This is a genomic window from Hydrogeniiclostridium mannosilyticum (genome assembly GCF_003268275.1).
Taxonomy (GTDB): domain Bacteria; phylum Bacillota; class Clostridia; order Oscillospirales; family Acutalibacteraceae; genus Hydrogeniiclostridium; species Hydrogeniiclostridium mannosilyticum.
The window spans coordinates 525,053-548,569 of the sequence record NZ_QLYR01000001.1; the positions used below are offsets into that span (position 1 = coordinate 525,053).

Below are 23,517 nucleotides of genomic sequence, written 5' to 3' on the forward strand. Positions count from 1 at the left end.
CTGCACCCCTTTTCTAATTAACCAACAAGCCTCAGGAGCGTTAAGACTCCTCTTTTTACAGCAGTAAAAGCTGTATGCCATTCTTCCACCCCAGTTCTCTCGGCGTTTTCACCCCACTGAAAATACTGCCGCTTTTTCGGTCGCACAGTACGGCAGGCCCGCGTGCCTTATAGCTGCCGGGTACAATTTCCTCCATCAGCTTAGAAAGCAGGAGTGTAATCTCATGTATACGGAGATCCAGGGGAAGGCGCGCTTCATAGATTTTCTCCCCTGCCGGAAAGAAGAGCTCTACAAAAATTTTATCCCGGCTTTCCTCATGCATCCTCGGCGCCTCCTTCCTCGGTGGCCAGCAGCTTTATCAATGCTGGCCTGCCATCCTCCACCAAATAGCCAAATTCATCCCCAACATGCTCATAGAGCTGGCGGCCGGGCCGTACTTTGAGCTGGAACTGATCCGAAATTCCATCGCCTACCCAAACAGCGGTGTTAAAAACCGCCTGTTTTTTAAACCAGGGGCGGAAGGAGAAAGAGGAAACTCCGGCAGCGGTTTCAGCCATGACAAAGAACACAGCCAACGGCACCTCGCACTTTTCCAGCAGGACATGCAGCTTATCCTTACCGTCTTCCGTCAGCAGGCTAAACACCTCATTGACGCCATTCACCAAATAAAGCCTGGGCTCATATACCGGCGGTTCACCACCCTGCTCACGAATATCCTTTGCCGTGTTATGACGGTGCACCAGCTCGCCAAACAACTCCACCACCGCCGCATTCAGGGCCTCCCCACTGCTGTGGCAGGCCGCCGAACCGGGCGCATGGATAGCTCCCGATCCATCCAAAACCGTGACTCGGAGCTCCCGGCGGCCCGCGGTTACTTCTGCCAACGCCTGCATAAACGCTGTACACCCGGACTGCGACAAGACATAGTGTACCGGCCTGCTCTTCAAGGCGAGAACCGCCGTGCGCAGAGATTCCTTCTCCACCCCAACAGGATACCGGAGCTGCTCCCCATCAATAGCATCCGCTACAAAGGCAGGCGTTACCCGCTCAGGCAGAATCGGCACGCGCGGCGCCCGGGAGCCGCTGCTGCATTCGGCAAGGGCTTCGCAGAAAGCCCGCACTGTCAGCGCCGTATCCCCTTCAGACACAGACGCGGTCTGAAACTCGTACACCTTATCTGTTTTAACCAAGCCCCTTCCCTTGCAGCGCCCCGGGACGACTCCACCCGTAGAGCCCAGTATTCCGCTGTAATCCGATGAGTCGTTCATTTGCAGTACAAACAATTGGCGAAAGTTTTGCAAGGTCCTGTACCGTACCGCATTACTGTTCACCGCAGTAATGACAAACAAAATGCCGTATTTAGAACCTTCACGGGACAGAAGCGCCACCTGAGGCTCCAGCTCCTCGTAGGTTTCACAGAAACCGGCGTAATTTTGAATGACCGTGAGAATATAAGGCAGGTTTTTCCCTGAAGACCGGTTATAGCAGGCCAGATCCCCGCCAAATTCGGCACAAGCCCGCTTTCGATGCTCCAGCTCCTCAGTAAGCATTTTGAAAAAGTTCTGCATTTTTTCCGTGTCATAGGAAAAGAGGACATCGCCCACCTGGGGCGCCTTAACGAAGGCCCTCAGCGTTTCTGAACCGAAGTCAAGCAAATATACATGGAGCGTACGGGCGCTGTGTGTGCGCAACAAGCCGTACAGTAAGGTGGTGATAAACGTCGTCTTGCCGCCGCCCGCAGCGCCATAGACCACGGCGTTGCCCTCCGCAGAAAGCGGAAGCGTCAGCGGGAACTGCCGCTGGTTCTCCGGGTCATCCGCCTCGCCGACCACCGGGGTCAATCCCTCGCCGGATATCGATGCCGCGGCGCCGTACTTGTTCAGTAGGTCATCCAAAACGATCATTTTCTCCAGCGGCGGCATCCACATGGGCCGCGCATGGATCCCCTCCGCCGTGGCCAACTCCGCCAGATATTGAACGATGGTGTCCAGCTGCTTAGCGGCGCCGCTGCGCTTCCGCTGGAGCGACGCCTGCCGGACGACATGGCCCACCCCGTCTAGGATGGAGACCGAGCGGTCCTTCTCCGCCTCCGGTCTGTCGCTGGGCGTATAGGGCGCTCCAGCCCAGGCAGACTGGCCCAGCTCAAACACCTCGTTGTACCCTACCTGCAGGTAAAACCGCCCCGTCTTAGTCAGCTCTGCCGCATCCGGGCGTTTGAGCATATCCATGCTATCGCTTTTTTCCTGTACCTTCAGACAGACACGAAAACGGCTGTTGCTCCAGATTTGGTCATCCACCACACCGCTGGGCTTTTGCGTGGCTAAGATTAGATGGACGCCGAGACTCCGGCCGATGCGTGCCGCGCTAACCAATTCCCGCATAAAATCAGGCTGTTGTGTTTTTAGCTCTGCAAACTCGTCGGAAATAATAAATAAATGCTGCAAAGGCTCCGCCACGGTTCCTTCTCGAAACAGCTTCTGATATTTATAAATATCAATATTGCTCACGCCGATGCGTTTACTTACCGACTGAAAGATGGCCTGCCGCCGCTTGAGCTCGCTTTGAATAGAAACCAAGGAACGATTGACCGCCGCCCCGTCCAAGTTTGTGATGATGCCCACTGTATGCGGCAGCCTTTCAAAGGCCTTGGCCATGCCGCCGCCCTTGTAGTCAATAAGGATAAAGGCCACCTCATTGGGGTGGTAATTCACTGCCAACGAAAGAATGTAGGTAATAATAAACTCGCTTTTGCCGGAGCCCGTCATACCCGCAACCAGGCCGTGGGGCCCATGAAATTTTTCATGAAGATCCAGGGTGAACAGGTTACCGTTTTCATCTACGCCGACCTCTGTCGCCAAGGTCCGGGTAGGGTCATGCTCCTTCCAGCGGGTAAGCACATTGAGGTGCTCTGCCTTACCCACACCAAACATGCGCAGAAAAGTCAGCATGCTGGGAAGCTCCTTTTTCGAAGCCGCCGTATGCAGGAAGGTATTGCCCAGCTTTACGGCCAGCTCCCGGCAGGAGGCGTCCATGGCAATATCCGGTGTGAACGGCAGCTGCCTGCCGTAAAGGTCATCCTGGTCATATAAAAGCGCCTCCTGTCCATGGAGCTCCACAACCTTTGCGCATTCCTTCGGCAAAAAGCGTAGCTCATCATAAAGCGCCACCAGAGAAAAGCCCCGGCATTCCTTTTCTTGAAGGATCTGGCGTACCAGCTCTGTCTGGCTGCCCAGCCGCCTATCCAACGCAAACACCACATACCAGGGAATTGGATCCTCCCGGCCTTCAGAGGCGCCGCGCGCCGCGAACTCCCGCTCCAGCAGAACAGAAACCTCCCTGGCATCACCGGAGCTGGAAGCAATAAAATGCACGCTTTGCTCCGCATCCCAAGTGTGGGGCAGCCATTTAGCAAAACTCCAAACAGCCGTCTCCTTCTCCTCATACAGGAACACCATTTTAACCTCATCATAGCTATGCAGCGCGCTGATTTGCAGCACAAGCCCGCGCACGTAAGCACAGGCTTCCTCACGCCCACCGATGATGCCCACAATGGGCGTATCGCGCAGGGAGAGGGAAATGGGGACAAACGGGATCTCGTGCGGCCCGGTACACAATGCGTAAAGCTCCCTCTGCAAAGGGTCGTCCTCCAACGTAAATTTCTTTTCCGGGAAACGAAATTCCGCATCCATAGGCAGGGAACCGATGCCCAGCCTCAGCATAAGGAAATCGTTATGGCGGTAGGTACGCTCCCAAAGATTACGCCGGGTGCTACGGATGCGGTCGATGCAATCCTCCAGCGTCACGATATTCTCCCCAAGAATCGTCCGTTGACGCACACACTCTTCCTCAATACTACGGCGCATCTCTTCAATATAAGCCCGGTATTTCTGCCGGCGCTCCGCCTCCTTTTTACGACGGCTCCGCTTTTCAAACAGCTTTGTCAGAACAGGCCATAAAACCGTACCCAGCAGCATCCCCACCGACATGACCAAAGAGGGCATTGCGCTGAGCATGCTCCCACCGGCATTCAGAACATTGTAAAGTGTAAAAAATCCGGTTGAAAGCGAAACCAGGCCCATCGTCATGGAGGGGCCCAAAACCAGCATCATCGGCGTGGTATCCCTGCTCGGGGGTGAGGGCGGCGGGTCAATTGTAAAACGGGCCGTTTCCACATCCCGCTTAAAACGGGGCGAGCGGTAAAATACGCCTGTATAATCCTGTGTTTCTTCCTCTTCGCATTCCTCTGGAAGCGGCGGAATGGTTTCAGGAATAAACGGCTGCAGGCTTCCGCCGCAGCGGACCAGGCCATCCGGGTTGTTCATGGCTAAAAAGCCCTTGCCCGGCAAAATTTTCAGCCCATTGATATAAATAATATCCCCTGGAAAGACCTCCCGGTTATCGATGCGGATTCCATTTACAAAGGTACCGTTGGCGCTGCCCAGATCTATTATAAACATCCGGCCGTCCCGCCCCTCCAGGCGGGCATGGCGTCCCGAAACGTAGGGCAGGCGGTAACAAATGTCATTTTCCGCGTCACGGCCGACCTGTACGGTAAACGACAGCGGAACAGCAAATTTTGAAAACACCCGGCGGTCGTCTGTTTCTGGGTCGGCAAAGAGCAGCAGCTTACGCCCGGTTTCAGCCTCCCGCAAAGGATAGACGCCGCCATCCTCCAGCGCCGCCGTACCGGAATGATTTCCAGCCAAGTCTAGATGCACCTTTCTCCCCGACCGCAGCAGCCAGCTTCCACTGACTCCTTCCACTGTGACGATGCCCAGGGAATAACGGCCGCTGACCCTTGAGGGGAGCGTCAGCGTTGCAATTTTATTCTGTTCAACCAGTGTCAGCAGCATAGCCTATAATCCTTTCATAAAAACAGCAGCGCATGTTTTTCCGCCGGTTTCAACTAAGATAAAGATACCAGTTCAAAAGGAGCAACCTATTCCTCCGATTTTCAGTATAAAGTCTTTCCTGCATAATTGCAAACTGTGACAAAGTTTGTGACAGCTTTTTTAGAAGGATGGTTTTGGCAGCTTTTCTGCCGATGCCGTCTAAAAAAGGCGAGAAAGTGTTTTCATCCTCCCCTTAAAATGGTATAATGGCAACAAGCTTTCGGCTTGTTGCTGGGAAGCCTCCCTTTCGGGGCGCTGCCCCTCCCGCGCTTCCCGCGCGGCGGGGTCTTCCCCTGCTACTATTACCCGATATTTTCATGCCGGTTAAGAGGCTTTATCATTTGAAAGGGTGCTGCTGTAACATGTCTGTTTTTTCTGAGAAGCTACAGGAATACATTCAAAAGTCCAATATGAAAATTGCCGCTCTTTCAAAGCTTAGTGGTGTCGAGCGAAGCTTTATCCAAAAGATGCTGACCGGCGAACGAATTCCGGGCGACCCCGCTGTTTTACAGCAGCTCAGCGAGGTATTGATGCTCACGCCTTCTCAGCACCGTATTCTCTCCGAGGCCTACGCCATCTCCAAAATGGGAGAGCCCACCTACTACCGCCGGGTACTGGTTAAGCGCCTAATTGAAGAAAGCGGTAGCTTTATCCAGCAGCCGCCCGTGCTTCGCAGTCACTTTTCCCCGCCGGGCTTTCAACGCCCCGACGTGCTCCCCCTCACTGGGAAGGCCGCTGTTGCCGACACCCTGCGCCTGCTGATTGAGGAAGAGCTGGGCACTGAGGCCCCTTGTATAAAGGCTGTGCTTCAGCCGGAGTGCACTGCTACGGACGTACTGCTTCAGTATGCCCGCACCTGCCCGCTGCTTTCCATAGAGCACATTGTCTGCTTTGACAGTGAACTGCAATACCAAAAAGAGAATAAATATAATCTGCACTGCCTGCAAAGAGCGCTCTCCTTTTTATTCAGCTCCTGTCATTACTCTCCCTACTTTTACTATGAGTCCATCTCTGCCAAAAGTGGAAAGACCGCCCTTTTCCCATGGATTCTCCTTGGAAAAGGCTGGGCGCTTACTATATCCCAAGACGAAGAGCGCGCCCTTATTGTCAGCACACCGGACGCCATTTCTCTTTATACCGGCCTGTTTGAAGAAATCCGTACAGAGTGCCTTCCCGTATTAGAGCACAATGCCCGGCAGCATTACTGGAATTTAGAGAGCTGGGCCCCCCTCCGGCAGGAGATGACCTACTCCCTTCAATTCGAACCCTGTCTTGGCTTTTTCTTTACCATGGACATGGCCAAAAAGCAAATTTACCGCGACCACGCTCAGGGTGAGGTATTGCTCTCATTTTTAGAACAGCGCCAAAAACAAATTACACTGCTGGAGGGCACCCGTAAAAACACCTCCTTTTTTGCCCCGGAGGGGCTGGACCGCTTTCTGGAAACCGGCCTTGTCGCCGAACTTCCCGAGGGAAGCTATGCTCCTCTGCCCAAAGCCTACCGGGCAGAGCTCCTGCGCCGGATGATGGTCTGCATCCAAAACGGAAGCTATACGCCTTATTTGATCAAAACTGCTAAGTTCCGCCTTTCGGATAAGCTGGGTTTCCTGTCTACCGGTTCCCAGCAGGTCACCTGTACCTGTCTACACCCGCTGCACGGATTTACCACTCTTCAGCTTCATGAAAAGAGCGTAGCTTATTCCTTCTGTGATTTTTTTGAATACCTGAGGGAAACCGGGCTTGTCTACTCAAAGGAAGAATCGGAGTCGCTGTTGCGCAGCCGGCTGAAGCAGGTATTCAACGGCTAACCGTTGCCGTAAACAAAGAAAAGCCACCAGGGCTTCGTGCGTCTGCTGCACCGGACTGGCTGCAACCTTGCTTAGCGCCAATAATTGAAAAGGAGTACCATCATTATCTATCTTTTCTACGGTTGGGGCTTGACGAAACACTTCCGCCTCTGAAGGCCGGCTGTATAGTCGAAAAATTCATCAAGTTTATTTAGTAAGGGCGGGCCCGTTCAAGATGTATCGATTTCAGAACGCAGCCTATACCGGCGGCGCTGTCATCGCCGTCGATTTGCATCCAATCCGGAGAGGGTGGCTTCCATCAGACATACCATTTGGCAATGCCCCGCTATAAAAAACCGCTTGCGGTGTAGTTAAAAACCTACACCACAAGCGGTTTTTCTTTTTCTAGCACAAGTATTATTGCCTCCCGTTGCCCGGGGACTAGGGCCTAATATAATACAGCCTCCCTCGGCAAATTTGAAGAAGCGTGATAACAAAAAACACACCCTTACATCCAAGCCTACGCCGAATGACAGGGTGTATTTTTAAGCTATTTCAGGGGCTGAATAAAAACACCAACCCTTGATGCCCAAGAAACATTATAGGTAATTCCACAGCTCCTCATGCGGAGAACCGATTACCGAGCTGCCAACCAGCAAGCCCTGTTCCTTTGCATAGCGCGAACCAGCTTCAACAGCCGCAGTCACATCCGCAACCTCGCCGGTAAAATAGACAATACCCTTACCGCCGACGCCGCGAGCAGCGCGCAGTTCCAAAATATCTACCTTGGCAGACTTGACGGCGGTATCCGCCGCCAAGATGGCACTCGCCACCGAAAAAGTCTCTATGGTGCCGATCGCGCCTCTTTCCGCCTGCGGCTGGGCGCCTAACAGCGCCTTTACCACGGTGGGGTCAATACGGCCGAGCAACACCGAATCAATCAGGTAAGAGGTATAGGTATCTCTCACCTTTTCCATGGATGCGTTGACCTGAGCCAGTTCACCCGTAATGATCAGCTCAAACTTGCCAGGGCAAATCGGCTGAGCAGAAATAAGACTGATCCCGGCCGACTTCAGAGCGTCGTCAGCAGCCTGAATGCCTTTGGCAACGCTTTTTAGCTCAATCACACCTACTGAATACTGCATCCTATTTCACCTCAACCTTTCTCAACTGTAATCGCTTTCTCCGTAACTGCTGTCACTCTACCGGAAACCGGCGTGTGCAGCGATGCGGAAATGCCGTCGTCTGCTTTTGCGACCATTTGACCCGCTGTCACCAAGTCCCCTGCCTGTACCAACGGTACAGACGGCTTACCGACGTGCTGTGACAGCAGCAGGTCATACGACCGCTGCGCAACCGGAAGCGCTCCTGCCCAAACAGGTACCCGGTTAAACCGAAGCACACCTATCCGGCTCATAAACCGTTCAATCGGGATCATACGGTTTTCACGCTCCGGCGACGGAACCGTCGGGGTTTCTGAGCGATAGCCCAAACGAGCCTTGCCAACCTTCTTCTTCATCTCTGTCATTGAAATGGAAGGAGCAATCCCCTGGCAGCAGGCCATCAGGGTGCAAACACCACAGCCGCTACAGAGCGAGGCGGTTGAGAAATCACCCAAACCGGCCTCTTCTGTCATTCCCATATAACGCAGGGTCTTATGCGGCTGAAGCGGATACCCCAGTAAATGCCTGGGGCACATCTCCGTACAGCTGAAGCACTGGCAGCAGGCCGAAGGCGTTCTCACGAGCACCCGTTCGGTCCTTACCGTCTTAAATGTAACCGCCGGGATATCGTCCGGCAGAATTAATAAGGACTTGGTCTTCTTTGTAATCTTCGCTGTGCCGGGGTCGATGATATTGCCCATGGCCGGGCCGCCGTCCAGCACGACGTGCGAAGGCGGAACCGCCACGCCCGCCGCCTGAAGTACGTCCCTGACATTGCTGTTCACCGGAACCGTGACAACCTTCGGAGCGGGGATATCCCCGGCAATGGTCACCCACTTTTCGGTAACAGGAATATCCTGTACTGCATGCGCAATATTATAAGCCGTCTCCGCATTAATGACCACCACGCCCACCTTCGCGGGCAGCTGCCCAGGCGGAACCACCCGCCCGAGCGCCTGATAAATCATAATGACTTCGTCGCCCATCGGGTAGACATCCGGCAATTGCTTAACCTGGGTGAAATCGCCAAATCCCTGGCCGTCGCTGATATGCAGGCGACTGGCGGTGTGCTTTTTCATGCACAGCAGTACCTGCCCAGCTCCCAGCGCCTTGGCGACCTCTTCAGCACCGGAGACTACTAAGCCGATGTGCTCCTTCAGGATCGTGTAATCCGTATAAAGCAGCGGTTCACACTCCGATGCATTGACCAGAACTGTGTTGATGTTCGGCGCAAGCTTCATGTGCGTTGGAAAACCAGCGCCGCCCGCACCGATGACCCCAGCAGCTCTTATTTTTTCCCTGAGTGCTTCTACTTCCATCGGATGATCCCCTTCATAAAATCAGTTTATACCTAAATTCTAAATCGATTCGACGTCAAAGCGTCTCATCAATGATGCCGACAATGACTGCATCCGTCGGTGTTTTGGGGTCGTCTAAGGCCAGCCTCGCGCCGCTCCCCGTGGTAATCAGCACCTTTTCGCCGATGCCCGCACCCACCGTATCAATTGCAATCAAATATTCGTCGGTGTCCTCGCCGTTCCGAAAGAGACGGACTTCTAAAAATTTGGAACCTACTAAGGTATCCACCTTGCGGGTCGACACAATGGTGCCAACTACCTTACCGCTAACCATATACCTCTAATTCCTTTCCGTCACCTTGGGCAATCTTCACGCTTCAGCAGCGTAACGACCTTTTCTTTAAAGCCAATGGCATTGGCGTCATCCGTATCAATGTGCATTTCCAGCGTAAAGCTGGGATCCACACGGATTTGCACCCCGTACATCATCGTTCTACGCTCACCTTCGGCGAGAACATTGACATACTCGCCGTCCTTCACACCAAAGCGCGCTGCATCCGCAGGCGACATATGGATATGGCGGTTGGCAATAATGCAGCCCTTCTCCAGCTTTACCACACCCTTAGGCCCCACAATGGTCAGGCCGGGGGTCCCCTCAATATCGCCGGAGGGGCGAACCGGGGGATGTACCTTTAAAACAAAGGTATCTGTGGCGGAGATCTCAACCTGGGTCTGCTTGCGCAGCGGCCCCAGAACGCGCACCTTCTCGATCGGCCGCAGTGAAGGGCCAATCAGAGTAACCTGCTCTTTAGCCGCAAATTGGCCGCCCATCAATTCCTTCATCGGGGTTAGCTCGGAACCAGGCCCGAACAGCGTGTCCATATCTTTTCTGCTCAGATGGATATGACGCGCGGAAACACCGACCGGAATCAACGGAAAATCGTCCTTAGACGCCTGAGAGGCGGGAGCCGGCGCCGCAGCGCAAGCCGTCTTAGGCGCCGCAGCAGCCGTCTCCTTCTTCAATTCGATAACCTGTTTAACAATTTGTTCTATTAATCTTTCATCCACTGCCATTTATTCCGCCTCCGTAGCGATTATTCCTCAAATTTGGGCAATCGCCGCTTTTTTATTTGATAACAGGCAGAATCTTCTCAACATCCGAATGAGGTCTCGGAATGACATGAGTGGCAATAACCTCGCCCAGACGAGCAGCTGCCGTGCCGCCTGCTTCTACAGCAGCCTTTACAGCACCTACATCGCCGCGTACCATGACGCTTACGAGTCCGGAACCGATTTTTTCTGTACCAATAAGAGAAACGTTTGCAGCCTTAACCATTGCATCGGCCGCCTCAATGGATGCTACGAGACCTCTGGTCTCTACCATACCCAATGCTTCCATAATATGAGAACTCTCCTTTTCTGTTTTATCGTTTGAATCTGGCTTCAAAACCTCCGCGGGGGCTTTCACAGCCTCTCTGCGAGGCGCTTCTGATTTTTTTCTGGTGCTTCTCGGAGCTCTGGCTGACGCAGCCGATTTCTCGACCATATTCAAAACCTGAGGATCCGTAGCGCCAATAACGGATTGAACGACCTTCGGTTCCTGGGCTTTGCCCTCCCCGGCTTTCGCTCCGTCCGTCGTTTTAGGCGTATCCATGTTATTCCTCCTTTACATTCGTATAAAGGAACTTTTTCACCTCGGGGTGCGGGCGGGGCAATACCTCACTGAGCTTGACCTTTCCAATATGCGAGGCTGCTTCCTTGCCTGCCTCGGCCGCAGCCTGTACGTCGGCTACCGTGCCGTCAACCACCATGGTTACCAGCCTGCCGCCCAGCCTGCGCTCAATGTGTATCAGCCTGACATCCGCCGCCTTCAGCATGGCGTCGAGTCCTTCAATTGCTGCTGTCAAACCTTGCACCTCAAGAAGTGCAATCGCTTTTTCCACTACTATTCACCGTGCCTTTCAGACGTGTGCCGGAAGGCACAACCATAGTCCTTTCTTATTTAATGACAGGCAGAATCTTCTCAACATCCGAATGCGGTCTCGGAATGACATGGGTGGCAATAACCTCGCCCAGACGAGCAGCCGCCGTGCCGCCTGCTTCTACAGCAGCCTTTACAGCGCCTACGTCGCCGCGTACCATGACGCTTACGAGCCCGGAACCAATCTTTTCTGTGCCAATCAGTACTACGTTAGCAGCCTTGACCATCGCATCCGCCGCTTCAATGGAAGCCACGAGGCCTCTTGTTTCTACCATACCCAATGCTTCTACCATAATCGTAATCTCCTTTATCAATCTTTACGACAAATTGCTTGCCACAGCGTTCGCTGTATTTTCTTATTTAATAACCGGCAGGATCTTCTCAACATCCGAATGCGGTCTCGGAATGACATGGGTGGCAATGACCTCTCCCAAGCGGGCAGCCGCCGTGCCGCCTGCCTCTACAGCAGCGTTTACAGCGCCTACGTCGCCGCGTACCATGACGCTTACGAGCCCGGAACCAATCTTCTCTGTGCCAATCAATACTACGTTAGCAGCCTTGACCATCGCATCCGCTGCTTCAATGGAAGCCACGAGGCCTCTTGTTTCTACCATACCCAATGCTTCTACCATGATCATAATCTCCTTTGTAAATGAAATTTATAAAGTTTATAAATCAATATTCCAGAATGTTAAACTTATCGCGACCAACAGCATTAATCTTTGCCATCTTCTTGGTGTCTTCCGCTTCATTGGCAATGATGTAAGAGGTAATGAAGAGCCCGCGCTGCTTAGCCAGGTTGCTCCCCGCCTCCACAGCCTGCTCCACCGATGCAACATCGCCCTGCAGCTTTACCACCATGATGAGGGGAACCTCGGCTGCGTCGCCATTTGCTGGTTTGTTCTTGTCCAAAGCAACGACTTCCACATTGCCAGCTTTGGCAGCGGCGTCCGCAACAATGATGCTTGTCGCAAAGCCGAAGACTTCAATCATACCCAGCGCCATAGCTACACCTCACAGTTCATTTTAAGTATAGCGCTATCCCAAATCAAGCCATGTAGCAAATCTTAATGCCCTGCTGTGATACGTTCATCTCACAAGCTTCATTCATTTGGTCGAGCGGATAACGGTGTGTAATGAGCTCCTCAAGCGGAATACCCATACCCTTGGCCCTACGCAGGAAGGCCATGGCAATCGGGTACTCAGCAGCGCTGTAATCCCAGGAGCCAACCAGCATAATTTCCTTGTTGCACAGGTCGAAGTGCGGGTTGATGGTGCACTCGCCATTATTGACGAAGAAGCCCATTTCGCACAGACCGCCGCCGCGGCGGATGTATTTGTAAACGTCGGAAGCCGCATGAGTATTGCCGGTGCACTGGTAAGCAAAGTCCGCGCCAACGCCGTCCGTCATGTCCTTTACCGCCTGTACACGCTGTGCAAGCTCCGGCAGCTCCTTAAAGTTGACAACGTCCGTTGCGCCGAGCTTACGGGCAAAATTCAGACGGTTCTCGTTGCCGTCAACTGCGATAATGCGGTCGATACCCATTGTGCGCAGTGTAGCAATCATCATCAGGCCAACAGGGCCGCAGCCCTGAACCAAAACCTTGGAATTAAAGTTCAGCCGGCCGGTCTTCTTTCCCTGCTCCAGGGCATGAGTGGTAACGGCGGCAAGCTCCAGCAGCATGCGCTGGTCCAAGGTAAGATCGTTTACGACAAAATACGTGGAGCCCTTTGTGATGTGCATGTAGGTAGAGAACCAGCCGCAGAGGTGGTTTTTCTCATTATCCGGAATCAAGCCGTAAACGCCCTGTTTATCGCACAGCTCCGTCTCACCCGGATGCAGGCGGCAGATGTTGCACTCACCGCAGGAGATGACCGAAGTAACCAGCTTGTCGCCGATCTTGATCGGTTTACCCGCCGTGTCGGTCTTGACATTCTTGCCCAGACGGACGATCTCACCAGTACCTTCATGGCCCAGGACCAGCGGGATGTAGCCGAACGGGTCGCCTCTCCACTCGTGTACGTCAGTGCCGCAAATGCCCGCGCCCTCGACCTTTACGAGGATGTCATCGTCGCCGATCTCAGGGATCGGAAACTCTTTAACCTCAAAGTGCTTGGGGGCTGTCAGCATGGCAACACGCGCCGTTGCAGGAACCGGCGGAAGATCCTTGGCCGGGGCCGCCCCGCCGTTTTCCATGCCGTTAAGCACCGAACGGACAATGCTTGCAATTTCATTTGCATTTATTTCCATCTCAACGAAACCTCCTATATTGAAATTAATAATTGATTACACTATACGGAAAGAATCCACCATGACGCATCTTCTCTTTCTGGTGAAGCTTCTGGCGGAGGTCAGGCCCTCGCCTGTCGGGCCGGCGATGGTAAAGGTGCAGTGGCCTTCACCGCCTACACCGATGCCTGCATAGGAAGGAGCATTCTTAACAAAGATGGTCGTTTCAACCTCTCTGGCAAATTTAGAGAGATTGTCAATGTTCTTGGAGTGCATATGAGCGGTGTGGCGGTTGCCGTGCTCAGCCTTAACGGCCATCTTAATCGCCGTGTCAACATCCGGCACACGGACAACGGCCAGAATGGGCATCATCAGCTCGATCTGTACGAAGTGATCCATCTCCTGGGCCTCACAGAGCACGCAGCGGATTTCATCGCCGACATTGATGCCGATCTGCTTGAGGATAAGCTTTGCGTCGCGGCCGACCCATTTCTTGTTAATCGTCTTCTTGCCGTTCTTGCCGTCGACCAAAACAACCTTCTCCAGCTCCAGCATCTGCTCGCGGCTGATGAGGTAAGCGCCCGCTTGAATCATATGGTGAATCAGTTCGTCGGCAATAGCCTCCAGCGCAAAGACTTCTTTTTCCGCTATGCAGGGGAGGTTATTATCGAAGGTGCAGCCGTCGATGATGTCCTTACCGGCCTTTGCAATGTCGGCGGTTTCGTCAACAATAACCGGCGGGTTGCCGGCGCCGGCGCCAATGGCCTTCTTGCCGGAGGAAAGCATCGCCTTGACAACGCCCGGGCCGCCCGTGCAGCACAGCATTTTGATGTAGGGGTGCTTGACCATGATGTCCGAGGTCTCCATGGTCGGCTTCGCCACCGCGCAGCACATGTTCTGCGGCAGGCCGGCCTCAATAGCCGCCCGGTTGATAAGATCCACCGCATAAAGGGAAGTCATCAGGGCATTCGGGTGAGGGTTAAACACCACTGTGTTGCCGCCGGCAATCATGCCAATGGAGTTGCACAGCACTGTTTCGCTGGGGTTCGTACTCGGGGTCATTGCGCCGATGACGCCGTAGGGCGCCATCTCCAGCAGCATCAGGCCCTTATCGCCGGAAATAGCTTCCGTCACCAGATCCTCCGTGCCGGGGGTCTTCATGGCTACATAGCGGTGTTTCAAGATCTTGTGCTCCACACGGCCCATGCCGGTTTCAGAAACGCCCAGCTTTGCCATTTCCTCCGCCTCTTCCATAATCAGACGGCGGGCAACGGTGATAAACTTCTCACGCTCCTCAAAGGACAGATCGCGAAGCTTTCTCTGCGCCTGGTAAGCAGCCTCAATTGCTTCGTTCATATCGTTAAATACGCCGTGATAGGTTTTTCCGTTGATTACCACACCAGTGGCGACGGTTGCCGGCTGGGCATCCTGCTCATCACCGGACATGTTCGCAACAACCTTGCGGACTATTTCTTCAATTTCCTTGTTGCTGATATCCAAAGTCACCATACCTCCTATATTTTTTTGCAGTCTTCAGTCTAAAACTCCGAACTGCTTTTTGTAAATCTCCTCGGCATAATGTGCCAGGCCGGTGTCCTGCTCTGCAGAGCCGCCGCTGACACCAAAGCCGCCAATCAGTACGCCGTTGCGGTAGAGGGGAATCCCTCCGCCGAAGATCACAATCCGCCCTTGATTGGTATTTTGTATCCCGTATAGCGGGCCGTTCGGCTGGCACAGGGCGCCCAGCTTCTCCGTCGACATTTGTACCGACACACTGGTAAACGCCTTACTCTGTGCAATATCGACACTGGCGATATAAGCGCCGTCCGCCCTCATCAGCGCGGTGGGGTTGCCACCCGCGTCGCACGCCGCCGTTACTACCGGCAGGTGCATCTCCTTCGCTTTGTCGAGCACCGCCCGGCAAAGCCACAAGCTGAAGTCCAAAAAATCGGAATTGGCGGGCATGAGAGCCACATTGCCTACCGTCAGCTGCATCGGCGCCGCCGGTGCAGCCGCGGCCTGCACAGCCACCGGCTTCTGCCCTTGCTGGCTGGCAAGCTCCGCATCCATCAGACGGGCCAAAGCGTAGATGAAATCAGAGATCCGGTTCATCCACATCATCGCCTCACGGCTGATGCCGCCGGTTTGCTTGCTGGAAACAAGCTCCCGTTCCGCCCTGCGGGCAACGCTTCTGGAAACATCCAACGCCGCGCCCGCCTCTGTATCCCCTGGAGTAATAAACTCCTTAATTTCAGGAACCGACTTCATAATCGTGTCGATGGACTCTTCCAAGGCAGCTACCTTTTCCTTGGTAGCAAAGCGTGAGCCGCCCGCCAGCTCGGCGGAAAAGGCAATCAGGTCCTTTTGCAGAGAGCGGACTATTTCGCCGGTGGCCTCCGGCATCTTCTCTCTTGCCACGCCAAGCGTTGAATTTAGTTCATCAATTGTACCCAACACGCAGAAAATCGGGCTGTTTTTGGGAATCATCTTACGATTCATTGTGCTTGCAAAGCCGGAGTCCCCGGTTTTTGTATAGATATTTTTGCGGCTATCCATGAGCGGGACATTCCTCCTTTGCATAAAATTATTTGCTGCCGTCAATCCGACAGGGCCAAGCCCAGCGCCACCGCACTGTGCGGCGGCAAGAAACCGAGCAAATTCGCTCTGCCCGCGGCAATTCGGTAATTATTGAGATATTCGGAGAGAATGTCCGCAATCTCAAAGTCCTGTGAGCTGCCGCCAACCAATACCACGGAGCCAATTCTGCGGATTTCCCCATCTGGGGCAACCGCTTTCAGCGCCCGCTGTGCATTAGCCAAAAAGACCTTCTTTTTGGCCATGCGCCGCACATTGGCAATTTTGTCAATGGTCAGCTTTTTATCAGAACGAACCGGCACCAGTCCCTGATCCGTTACCACGACAATCCGGGAGTAGAACTGCGGCGGAAGCGGCTCAGAAACAAACTTGACGCTTGAATCTTCAAACCGCAGGTAGAGCAGCCCCTCGACCTTGGCCAACGGAAACTTTTTAATCAGCTCCGCTGTGTCACGGTCATCCAGGTTGAGCTCCAGATTGATAATCCGCGTCACCATCTCGCCCGCACCCGCATGGTGGATGGAAGTGACATGGCCGGCGGAATCAATCAGCGCCGCATCCGTGGATCCACCGCCTAAATCGAGAATCGCCAGCGGCGTCTGAGACCCCGGGGTAGTCAATGCTCCCTTCAACGCCATCTCCGCTTCTTTGCCGGAAACCACCACCGGAATTTGCATCCTGGTTTGCAGCTCTCTGGCAATGCGGTTCATATGGAGATGGGAGGTCTTTACCATGGCTGCCAGCATCACGACGTTTTCCATCGTGTGCTCACCGGCCAGGGCTCCCTCCACCTTCGTGGCGGCAAAGGTATCGGCCGCCAGGATTCCCGAAATCCGCATATCCTCAGCCTGTTGCTCCGTCAACTCCGCCATCGTCTGTTTGATGGAGCTGAGCAGCCCGCCGACATTTGTTCCCTCCTCGCCGGTTGCATCCATCAGGGTACCTACCCGCTCAAGCGCGGCCATAATGGCATCCGCGCCGTCATTGACGTTGATTTCCTCTGTCTTCTTGTCGCCGGTAAGGCGAATAGTTCCAGCGGGTATTTTTCGCGCATTCACCTGAGCACCCTGAGCACGGATCACAACCCCCGAGCGGCAGCCAGTCAAGCTGCGCGCAACCGGGATGCTGTCCTTCGTCTCCTGAGGCGTCAGGTGAAAGAGCCCGGCAATGCCATAAGGGTTTGAAAGCGTCTTGATGCTCTCGCCATTACCAGCCACCTCCACGGCGGCAAGCACGTTCTTTTCCACCTTGGAAATCCCCTTGACTTCATCCACAATCGGGATGATCCGGGTCAAGCGATTCGCAATTAGAACACCATCGTCACTGCGGACAATGGCCCCCACCACCTTAACGCCGTCCGCAAAAGCCTTGTTCAGCAGCGTAGCCGCCCTGTAATAAGGGCAGTCGTCAATGATGGCGACCACTTCCTCGGTGTGGCCCGCAAGCCTTTCAATCGGGACTGTGAGCCCCAGCGCCAGGCCTTCTCCGCCGGGAGTATCCGGGTTATGGCCAATCATCGCGGATCCGATTACCACCGTTTCACTGACGGTGTCCATGGAGAGATTGCTGATAACCGGCGCCGCCTGATTAATACGGATTTCCGTAACCTCTCGCGCAGTCAGGCCCGCCGAGGACAATGCGCCGTTTAAAGCCGTTACACAGCCCTCAACATTTTTCAAGGTCCCTTTTACGCCGGTGGTCGCGGTCATAGAAGAAGAAAGGAATACAGGCTTTTCAGCACCCTTGTCCATCAGAATGGCCTCTGTTGTCGAGTTGCCGATATCAATACCGGCTACGATTTTTGAGGGAAACGCCATTTCCTCTCCTCCTTCCAAATCATTTTTCAGTTAATAAGCCGGGCGGATGAAGCTTCCGCAGTACACGGGATAACCGCCCGTCCAAACACCGCAGCGCTCAGTCAGCTTTTTTCAGAATCCCCCTGCGCTCATACACCTCCGTGGCTTCACGGACGAGCTGCGCACAAATAGTTGCCTGGTACTGCTGCTCCAGTTTCTGCGCCAGTTCAACCAGCTGCTGCTTTGTTGAGCGGTTGGGGCGGAGCATATCGTACATCTTAATCAATTCATCATCCGGGATTTGCGTCATTTCCGCTGCCCGTTTCAAGTTTTCACCAATTTGCGGCTTTCCCGCGCTGGCGGCAATTTGTGCCTGGGCGTGCAGCATGTCGCTTGAAATACGAATATCCTTGATATTCACACTGCCGTCGAGCACCTTTTCCAGCGTCAGGTCCTTAAGGCCCTTTCCAGTCGGCGTCCGGATTTCATCCCGGTGTTTATCAAGCATTGGATAATCACTCAGGTCATATTCCTTGGAGGCGGCGGCGCTTTTGCCGGAAAGCTCATTTTTTTTCAGTTCTGCCGCAATCCGTGCGACAATGCTTTCAATGCTCTCATTCATCCCGCCATTTCACCTCCAGTTGAACCGGGGCCTGCCCGGGACGAATTTCCCGCGTTTCCTTAATATGAAGAATTGCCGCCTTCGTTTGAAAGGCCGGGCGTACCATACAATCATTTTCCGCCTCAATCGGCACCGGGGACTGGCCCTTAGCATACCGTGCGGCATTCTTGCCGATTTTACGGTACATTTCCAATGTAATCAGCGGCGCCTGGGGGAAAAGCTCCAGGTTTGAAAGCGGGAATAGGTCTTTCTGGTGAATGACCGTGGTTCCCTTGGACTGAATCCCAATCCCAATCCCGGAACCGCTGTAGGTAGCAGCCCGGCGGGCGATGAAGGAAACGTCGGAGATATCCACCACCTTGATGAAGCGGGGTTTGAGCCCCTCCTCCTCTATACCGGCGGCAATCTCACGAAGCACCTGGGAATGCGGAACCCCGACAATTGTCTTCTTTTGAGCCGTCCCAAAAGCGGGTGCAAGCCCAATGACAACCTCGTCCGGGTAAGTTCCTACCTGCGCCTCGCCAATCTCTCGGATGGTAAAACCATCCTCGGAGGCAGCGGCGGCCGCAGGAGCTGCCGAACCGGCGTTTGCCGGGCTGGAGGAAGCAGCAGCGGGCTCTTTGCCTGCCAGCGCTTCGACAACCCTGCGGGTAATCTCAGCAACCAGCTTTTCATCATATGCCATCTTCCGTCCCTCCTTTAAAATGTTTCGGGGTCGAACGCCTGGGGAATTGCCTTGATCTTCTCCCACGTTTCACCCTCAACATGGTAGCCCGTGCCGGGTCCTTTATAACAATTTCGATCATTAATTGAACTGTGTACATGGAAATCGCGATCCAAAATCGCCGCTGTCTGCAAGTAGTCACCGGAGACCCGTTGCTTCAGCATTTCCAAAATGGATTTCGCCACATCCTCATGGCCGGCCTTTGCCAACACCCGAACAATATCCAGGCCGTTGACCTCGCCCTCGACAACACGCTTGGCGGCCTTTAAATCCTCGTCCACCCGGCGCTTAGCGGTAATGTCCTTACTGCCGTGCGCGTAAACGCACTGCTCCACCTGTTCCTCGGTGACCGGCTCAAAGCCGAGTCCGTCGAACAAGGCCTGCATGGCTTTCGCCGCCTTATAACGAACCTCCACAACCTGTTCCTCGGTGACCGGGCGCAAACCGCCGTCCACCTTCAGGTCACGCTGCAGTACGTTATAATCGTCAAAATCATCGGCCTCAAAGTTCGATCCTGCAAACATGTTGTCATAGTTCGGGGTCGCGCTGTAGCCGGAGAAGATAAAGTCCGTACCCGGCAGCATTTGCATCAGCATACGCGCCGTACGGCGAATGTCCGAATGCGAGAAAGACTGGTCGTTGCTGGAAGCACATTCCAGGCCCAGCATGGCGGCAATCAGGTTTTCAGCCAGGACCGCCCGAATACCGGAAGGTACCGAGCTGACTACGCCGATGCAGCTTACGGATCCGTTCTGCGTCCCCTGAACGCCAGCGCCCTTGATGACAAGCAGGCAGCGGGCCTCCAGGTAAAGCATGGATTTCTTCTCCGCATTGCCCATGAGCGCCTCCGATCCGGTGCCCGAAGTACAACGGACCTTAATGCCTCTGGAAGCATAGGCCGAAGCCAGAAACGCCTTGGAATAAGGGGTGTCGTCCCCGTCGATAAATACTTTCTCGGTACCATAGACAGAGAGCGTTTCTGCGTAGGTGGTGATGCCCAGCATACCCAGCATAAGCTCCGTAGCCTCTTCCACCGCGCACTGCGAAAGCACGCCGGGGCGGCCGTACTGCGAACCCACCAGCAGGCCGATGGCGCACAGCGGGGCATAGCGCGCTACGCCGACCGTCGTCTCCATTTCGGCAAAGCCGCGCAGGGCGGATTCCGCCGCATCGCAGGCAATCTGCACCGGGTTATCATCCACATTGGTCACATGGGCCTGGTTCGCCGGGAAAAGGCGTTCACGCATTTTCTGCATGGACATCATCATTTCCACAACATTCAGCTTACCCACAACCTCACAGAGCTTAGCCGGCGTCATGCCGTCCACCAGGCGGGCAACCTTTTCCTTGCCGACGTTGATGTCCACCATCATTCTGGCGATCGTCAGGGAGTTCATCGCCATGACTTCCTCCGCCATACTTAAATCAATGGCATGGTCGGCGATGAAGGTATCCTCAAAATCGAACTCTTCCCGGCGCTTTTGGTCCATTTCCACAATCACGCCGTTTTCGATTTTGATAGACGGTTTCGGATCATAAGGCGAATCCATAGCCACAAATCCCATTTCCGGATCATCCAATATAAAACAGTCTTTATTCACCGGACGTTCCGATAAAACTTTAAAGCGATTGCTTTGCGGCATGTAATAACCTCGCCTTTCCGCTTGCGGTTTCAACGCAAGCAAAATTTAAATATGCGCGCTTATTTCAGAGCGGCAATAACCTTCTTGGTAATTTCATTGACCAGGTCCTCGCTGGCAGCCTTGGAGCCGGAAGCCTCGGAATGGCACTGGCAGGTAGCCTTCTGGTCCGGGGTCAGGCAATGGCACTCCGGTGTTCCGCGGTGCGCGCATCTGCTGCAGCCGGGGTGTCTGCCCGGAACGCCCATCTGCTTACGGACTTCCAGCAGCTTCTCAATCTGCTCACAGGTAAGCTCCTGGCCGCCGCCCAGTTGTTTGGCATAGTAGCTGACCTTGGCGAAGTACTCCAGGGTCTCCATCTTAAAGTAGGCGTTGATCAGGCTGACGCCAACGCTCAAAGCGCCATGGTTCTGCAGCAGGACTGCGTCATGGTTCTGGAAAGCCTCGGAAATCGCGTCCGGAATCTCCATCGTGGAGGGCGTGCCGTATTTGGTCAGCGGAACGGTGCCCAGGGAGATGATGGCCTCAGGCATGATGTAGGTGTCCAGCGCCATGCCGCAAACAGCGTGAGCGGTGGCAATCGGCGGGTGGGCATGCACAACGGCATTGACATCCGGACGTTCCTGGTACACACGCAGATGCATTTTGAACTCGGAGGAGGGCTTATACTTTGCATTGGGCTCCAGCATGTTGCCCTTGCCGTCTACCTTCAGGATCATATCCGGGGTCATAAAGCCCTTGGAAACGCCCGTAGGGGTGCAGTAGAACTCGTTGTCGTTGATCTTTACGGAAAAGTTGCCGTCATTTGCTGCGACAAAACCGTTCTGATAAATACGGCGGCCAATATCGCACAGTTCTTTTTTGATTTCAAATGCTGTTGCCATAATTGATAACTCCTTTTTCATTTTTGAATTATCGGGATTGATTGATTCCGATTTCTTAGCTTCATTTTATCAGAAATGAGCAGATTAAGCTATAAATGGCGCTTAAATTGATAAAAACGCGTTCATTTGTTGTCAAATAATCGAATGTAATCAAAAATATTACAAAAGGAATATTCTTGAAAAATAGCCAAAATGCTCCGCCCATCTTTGGGTAATTTTTTTACGAAACGCGCGGGATAAGCTTAGCCCTCAATGACCTTCTTGAACTTCCCGTAGGCGGCTTCCCAATCCTCGTGGTTCTCCGGGGTGTACTCAATCGTGTCAAAGGAATTACGGATGATCGCCCTCGCGGCCTTCAGGTCTGCAATCTCGCCGGTGGTCATCAGCTGTACCGCGGCATTTCCCATTGCGGTGGCCTCAATCGGGCCCGCCACAATCTTCACACCGGTGGAAGCAGCCGTCATCCGGCACAGGAGGCCGTCCTTCGTTCCGCCGCCCAGCATGTGGATATAGTGATAGTCGCGCCCGGTGCAATCCTTGATCTCGTCAAACACATAGCGGTATTTCATGGCGATGCTCTCATAGATACAACGCATGATCTCGCCGACGGTCTGCGGCTCGCCCTGGCCGGTCGCACGGCAGTAAGCGCGGATGCGCTCCGGAATGTTGCCGGGTGCGACAAAGTCCTGCGCATCGGGGTCAATAAAATACTGGAAGGGCTTGGAGGCCACTGCGTACTTTTCCAGGTCATTGTAGCTGTACTCCTTGCCTTCGCGGCGGTACTGCCGCCTAGTCTCCTGAATCAGCCACAGGCCGATAATGTTCTTGAGGAAACGGGTAGTGTACTGGTAGCCGCCTTCGTTTGTGATGTTGTAGGCCTGGCTTTTTTCGCTGATGACCGGCTCCTGCAGCTCGGTGCCAAACAGCGACCAGGTTCCGCAGGAAATAAAGATGAAATCGTCTTCCGTCGCCGGGGTTGCCACCACCGCGCTGGCCGTGTCGTGCTCCGCCACGGAAATTACGTCCACATCACCCAAACCGAGCTCCGCCTGAATTTCAGGAGAAACCTTACCCAGTACCTTGCCGGCAGGCTCCACTTCAGGGAAGAGGTTCTCCGGAAGGCCCAGCTTTTTGAGCATGGGCTTATCCCACTGGTGGGTGTAGGGGTTGAGCATCTGCGTAGTGGAGGCCATGGAATACTCCGAGGTCTTTTTCCCCGTCAGGAAATAGCAGAATAGATCCGGCATCAACAGGGCGCAGTCAGCCCGTTCCAAAAGCTCCGGGTCCTGCTCCACAAGGGCCATCAGCTGATAAATGGTGTTCAGCTCCAGCAGCTGGATGCCGCTGGCCTTATACAGCTCTGCTTTGCCGACAACTTTTGCCGCCTTTTCAATCATCCCCGCCGTACGGGTGTCGCGGTAATGGATGGGGTTCTGTAGCAGATTTCCCTTTTTATCCAGCAGGCCAAAATCGACGCCCCAGGTGTCAATACCAATGGTGGAAAAATCCCCCAGCGCCTTTGCCTTTGTAATGCCCTGCTTAATCTCATGGAACAGCCCCAGAACATCCCAATAGAAGGTTCCGCACACCATGACGGGGTTATTGTCAAAGCGGTGTACCTCCGTCAGCTCAATCCGGCTTCCGTCAAAATCCGCCAGCATCGCCCGGCCGCTGGAAGCGCCAAAATCGAATACAAGCACTTTCTTACTCACTGTGCCATCTCCTTTTCTGATATTGTCTCGACCGGTTCTGCCTAAAAACGCTTGAAGGAGACACCTCCTTTCTCACCTTTCTCAATCGGAAGCCCGGCCATTGATTTGTCTATATTATAACGGCTTTTGATTATTTCTGCAACCAAAACCCGCCTTAAAAGCAACTGATTCCTGCAAATAAATTTTCTCAGCC

21 protein-coding genes are annotated in these 23,517 nt (G+C 54.0%); 1 reads left to right on the top strand and 20 read right to left on the bottom strand.

Annotation, left to right across the window (positions count from 1 at the left end):
- Window positions 1–55: 55 nt before the first annotated feature.
- Together DPQ25_RS02495 and essC are read right to left on the bottom strand one after the other, a co-directional pair.
- Window positions 56–322 carry a methyltransferase gene (locus DPQ25_RS02495; protein ID WP_112331591.1) on the bottom strand — a complete coding sequence of 89 codons (267 nt, stop codon included), beginning with the start codon at window positions 320–322 and terminating at the stop codon, window positions 56–58.
- Window positions 315–4,853, bottom strand: a complete 4,539-nt coding sequence (gene essC, locus DPQ25_RS02500; protein ID WP_112331592.1) for a type VII secretion protein EssC — start codon at window positions 4,851–4,853, stop codon at window positions 315–317. Before essC ends, DPQ25_RS02495 begins: the two co-directional genes overlap by 8 nt.
- 401 nt (window positions 4,854–5,254) lie before the next feature.
- On the opposite strand from essC, the gene DPQ25_RS02505 reads away from it, so the two are divergent.
- Window positions 5,255–6,700 carry a helix-turn-helix domain-containing protein gene (locus DPQ25_RS02505; protein ID WP_112331593.1) on the top strand — a complete coding sequence of 482 codons (1,446 nt, stop codon included), beginning with the start codon at window positions 5,255–5,257 and terminating at the stop codon, window positions 6,698–6,700.
- A gap of 578 nt (window positions 6,701–7,278) precedes the next feature.
- Here DPQ25_RS02505 and DPQ25_RS02510 read toward each other — a convergent pair.
- The 18 genes from DPQ25_RS02510 to DPQ25_RS02595 form a co-directional block, all read right to left on the bottom strand.
- A complete protein-coding gene (locus DPQ25_RS02510) occupies window positions 7,279–7,824 on the bottom strand; it encodes a BMC domain-containing protein (RefSeq protein WP_112331594.1) in 546 nt (181 codons plus the stop codon).
- Between the two features lie 11 nt (window positions 7,825–7,835).
- Entirely contained in the window at window positions 7,836–9,161 is a 1,326-nt protein-coding gene (locus tag DPQ25_RS02515) for a 4Fe-4S dicluster domain-containing protein (RefSeq protein ID WP_112331595.1), read from the bottom strand.
- A 55-nt stretch (window positions 9,162–9,216) separates the two neighbouring features.
- Window positions 9,217–9,474, bottom strand: coding sequence for a EutN/CcmL family microcompartment protein (locus DPQ25_RS02520; protein WP_112331596.1), 258 nt, complete (start codon window positions 9,472–9,474; stop codon window positions 9,217–9,219).
- Window positions 9,475–9,494: 20 nt separating this feature from the next.
- Window positions 9,495–10,214: a phosphate propanoyltransferase gene (gene pduL / locus DPQ25_RS02525; protein WP_112331597.1), complete on the bottom strand. Its 720-nt coding sequence runs from the start codon at window positions 10,212–10,214 to the stop codon at window positions 9,495–9,497.
- A gap of 52 nt (window positions 10,215–10,266) precedes the next feature.
- Window positions 10,267–10,539 (bottom strand): BMC domain-containing protein, encoded by a 273-nt coding sequence (locus DPQ25_RS02530; RefSeq protein WP_112332010.1) that lies wholly within the window; start codon window positions 10,537–10,539, stop codon window positions 10,267–10,269.
- A gap of 256 nt (window positions 10,540–10,795) precedes the next feature.
- On the bottom strand, window positions 10,796–11,083 hold the full coding sequence (locus DPQ25_RS02535; protein WP_112331598.1) for a BMC domain-containing protein: 288 nt from the start codon (window positions 11,081–11,083) through the stop codon (window positions 10,796–10,798).
- A 55-nt stretch (window positions 11,084–11,138) separates the two neighbouring features.
- Window positions 11,139–11,417 (bottom strand): BMC domain-containing protein, encoded by a 279-nt coding sequence (locus DPQ25_RS02540; protein ID WP_112332011.1) that lies wholly within the window; start codon window positions 11,415–11,417, stop codon window positions 11,139–11,141.
- A gap of 60 nt (window positions 11,418–11,477) precedes the next feature.
- Window positions 11,478–11,756, bottom strand: coding sequence for a BMC domain-containing protein (locus DPQ25_RS02545; protein WP_112332012.1), 279 nt, complete (start codon window positions 11,754–11,756; stop codon window positions 11,478–11,480).
- A gap of 40 nt (window positions 11,757–11,796) precedes the next feature.
- Entirely contained in the window at window positions 11,797–12,126 is a 330-nt protein-coding gene (locus tag DPQ25_RS02550; protein ID WP_112331599.1) for a BMC domain-containing protein, read from the bottom strand.
- Between the two features lie 43 nt (window positions 12,127–12,169).
- Window positions 12,170–13,372, bottom strand: a complete 1,203-nt coding sequence (locus DPQ25_RS02555; RefSeq protein WP_112331600.1) for a zinc-dependent alcohol dehydrogenase — start codon at window positions 13,370–13,372, stop codon at window positions 12,170–12,172.
- Window positions 13,373–13,408: 36 nt separating this feature from the next.
- Window positions 13,409–14,851, bottom strand: coding sequence for an aldehyde dehydrogenase family protein (locus DPQ25_RS02560; protein ID WP_112331601.1), 1,443 nt, complete (start codon window positions 14,849–14,851; stop codon window positions 13,409–13,411).
- Window positions 14,852–14,884: 33 nt separating this feature from the next.
- Window positions 14,885–15,907, bottom strand: a complete 1,023-nt coding sequence (locus DPQ25_RS02565; protein ID WP_177576801.1) for a cob(I)yrinic acid a,c-diamide adenosyltransferase — start codon at window positions 15,905–15,907, stop codon at window positions 14,885–14,887.
- A gap of 41 nt (window positions 15,908–15,948) precedes the next feature.
- On the bottom strand, window positions 15,949–17,763 hold the full coding sequence (locus DPQ25_RS02570; RefSeq protein WP_112331603.1) for a diol dehydratase reactivase subunit alpha: 1,815 nt from the start codon (window positions 17,761–17,763) through the stop codon (window positions 15,949–15,951).
- A gap of 97 nt (window positions 17,764–17,860) precedes the next feature.
- A complete protein-coding gene (locus DPQ25_RS02575) occupies window positions 17,861–18,364 on the bottom strand; it encodes a diol dehydratase small subunit (RefSeq protein ID WP_112331604.1) in 504 nt (167 codons plus the stop codon).
- Window positions 18,357–19,049 carry a propanediol/glycerol family dehydratase medium subunit gene (locus DPQ25_RS02580; protein ID WP_112331605.1) on the bottom strand — a complete coding sequence of 231 codons (693 nt, stop codon included), beginning with the start codon at window positions 19,047–19,049 and terminating at the stop codon, window positions 18,357–18,359. The genes DPQ25_RS02575 and DPQ25_RS02580 overlap by 8 nt, the downstream gene beginning before the upstream one ends.
- Before the next feature lie 14 nt (window positions 19,050–19,063).
- Window positions 19,064–20,731, bottom strand: a complete 1,668-nt coding sequence (locus DPQ25_RS02585) for a propanediol/glycerol family dehydratase large subunit (RefSeq protein WP_112331606.1) — start codon at window positions 20,729–20,731, stop codon at window positions 19,064–19,066.
- A 59-nt stretch (window positions 20,732–20,790) separates the two neighbouring features.
- Window positions 20,791–21,612 carry a class II aldolase/adducin family protein gene (locus tag DPQ25_RS02590; RefSeq protein WP_112331607.1) on the bottom strand — a complete coding sequence of 274 codons (822 nt, stop codon included), beginning with the start codon at window positions 21,610–21,612 and terminating at the stop codon, window positions 20,791–20,793.
- 242 nt (window positions 21,613–21,854) lie between these two features.
- Entirely contained in the window at window positions 21,855–23,324 is a 1,470-nt protein-coding gene (locus DPQ25_RS02595; RefSeq protein ID WP_112331608.1) for a rhamnulokinase, read from the bottom strand.
- Window positions 23,325–23,517: the final 193 nt, after the last annotated feature.

Bases quoted from the DNA above. Each gene is read 5' to 3' on its own strand.
- DPQ25_RS02550 (WP_112331599.1), bottom strand. From the start codon at position 12,126: ATGGCGCTGGGTATGATTGAAGTCTTCGGCTTTGCGACAAGCATCATT.
- DPQ25_RS02520 (WP_112331596.1), bottom strand. From the start codon at position 9,474: ATGGTTAGCGGTAAGGTAGTTGGCACCATTGTGTCGACCCGCAAGGTG.
- DPQ25_RS02590 (WP_112331607.1), bottom strand. From the start codon at position 21,612: ATGGCAACAGCATTTGAAATCAAAAAAGAACTGTGCGATATTGGCCGC.
- DPQ25_RS02585 (WP_112331606.1), bottom strand. From the start codon at position 20,731: ATGCCGCAAAGCAATCGCTTTAAAGTTTTATCGGAACGTCCGGTGAAT.
- DPQ25_RS02515 (WP_112331595.1), bottom strand. From the start codon at position 9,161: ATGGAAGTAGAAGCACTCAGGGAAAAAATAAGAGCTGCTGGGGTCATC.
- DPQ25_RS02570 (WP_112331603.1), bottom strand. From the start codon at position 17,763: ATGGCGTTTCCCTCAAAAATCGTAGCCGGTATTGATATCGGCAACTCG.
- DPQ25_RS02530 (WP_112332010.1), bottom strand. From the start codon at position 10,539: ATGGAAGCATTGGGTATGGTAGAGACCAGAGGTCTCGTAGCATCCATT.
- DPQ25_RS02580 (WP_112331605.1), bottom strand. From the start codon at position 19,049: ATGGCATATGATGAAAAGCTGGTTGCTGAGATTACCCGCAGGGTTGTC.
- DPQ25_RS02495 (WP_112331591.1), bottom strand. From the start codon at position 322: ATGCATGAGGAAAGCCGGGATAAAATTTTTGTAGAGCTCTTCTTTCCG.
- essC (WP_112331592.1), bottom strand. From the start codon at position 4,853: ATGCTGCTGACACTGGTTGAACAGAATAAAATTGCAACGCTGACGCTC.
- DPQ25_RS02555 (WP_112331600.1), bottom strand. From the start codon at position 13,372: ATGGAAATAAATGCAAATGAAATTGCAAGCATTGTCCGTTCGGTGCTT.
- DPQ25_RS02510 (WP_112331594.1), bottom strand. From the start codon at position 7,824: ATGCAGTATTCAGTAGGTGTGATTGAGCTAAAAAGCGTTGCCAAAGGC.
- DPQ25_RS02565 (WP_177576801.1), bottom strand. From the start codon at position 15,907: ATGGATAGCCGCAAAAATATCTATACAAAAACCGGGGACTCCGGCTTT.
- DPQ25_RS02505 (WP_112331593.1), top strand. From the start codon at position 5,255: ATGTCTGTTTTTTCTGAGAAGCTACAGGAATACATTCAAAAGTCCAAT.
- DPQ25_RS02575 (WP_112331604.1), bottom strand. From the start codon at position 18,364: ATGAATGAGAGCATTGAAAGCATTGTCGCACGGATTGCGGCAGAACTG.
- pduL (WP_112331597.1), bottom strand. From the start codon at position 10,214: ATGGCAGTGGATGAAAGATTAATAGAACAAATTGTTAAACAGGTTATC.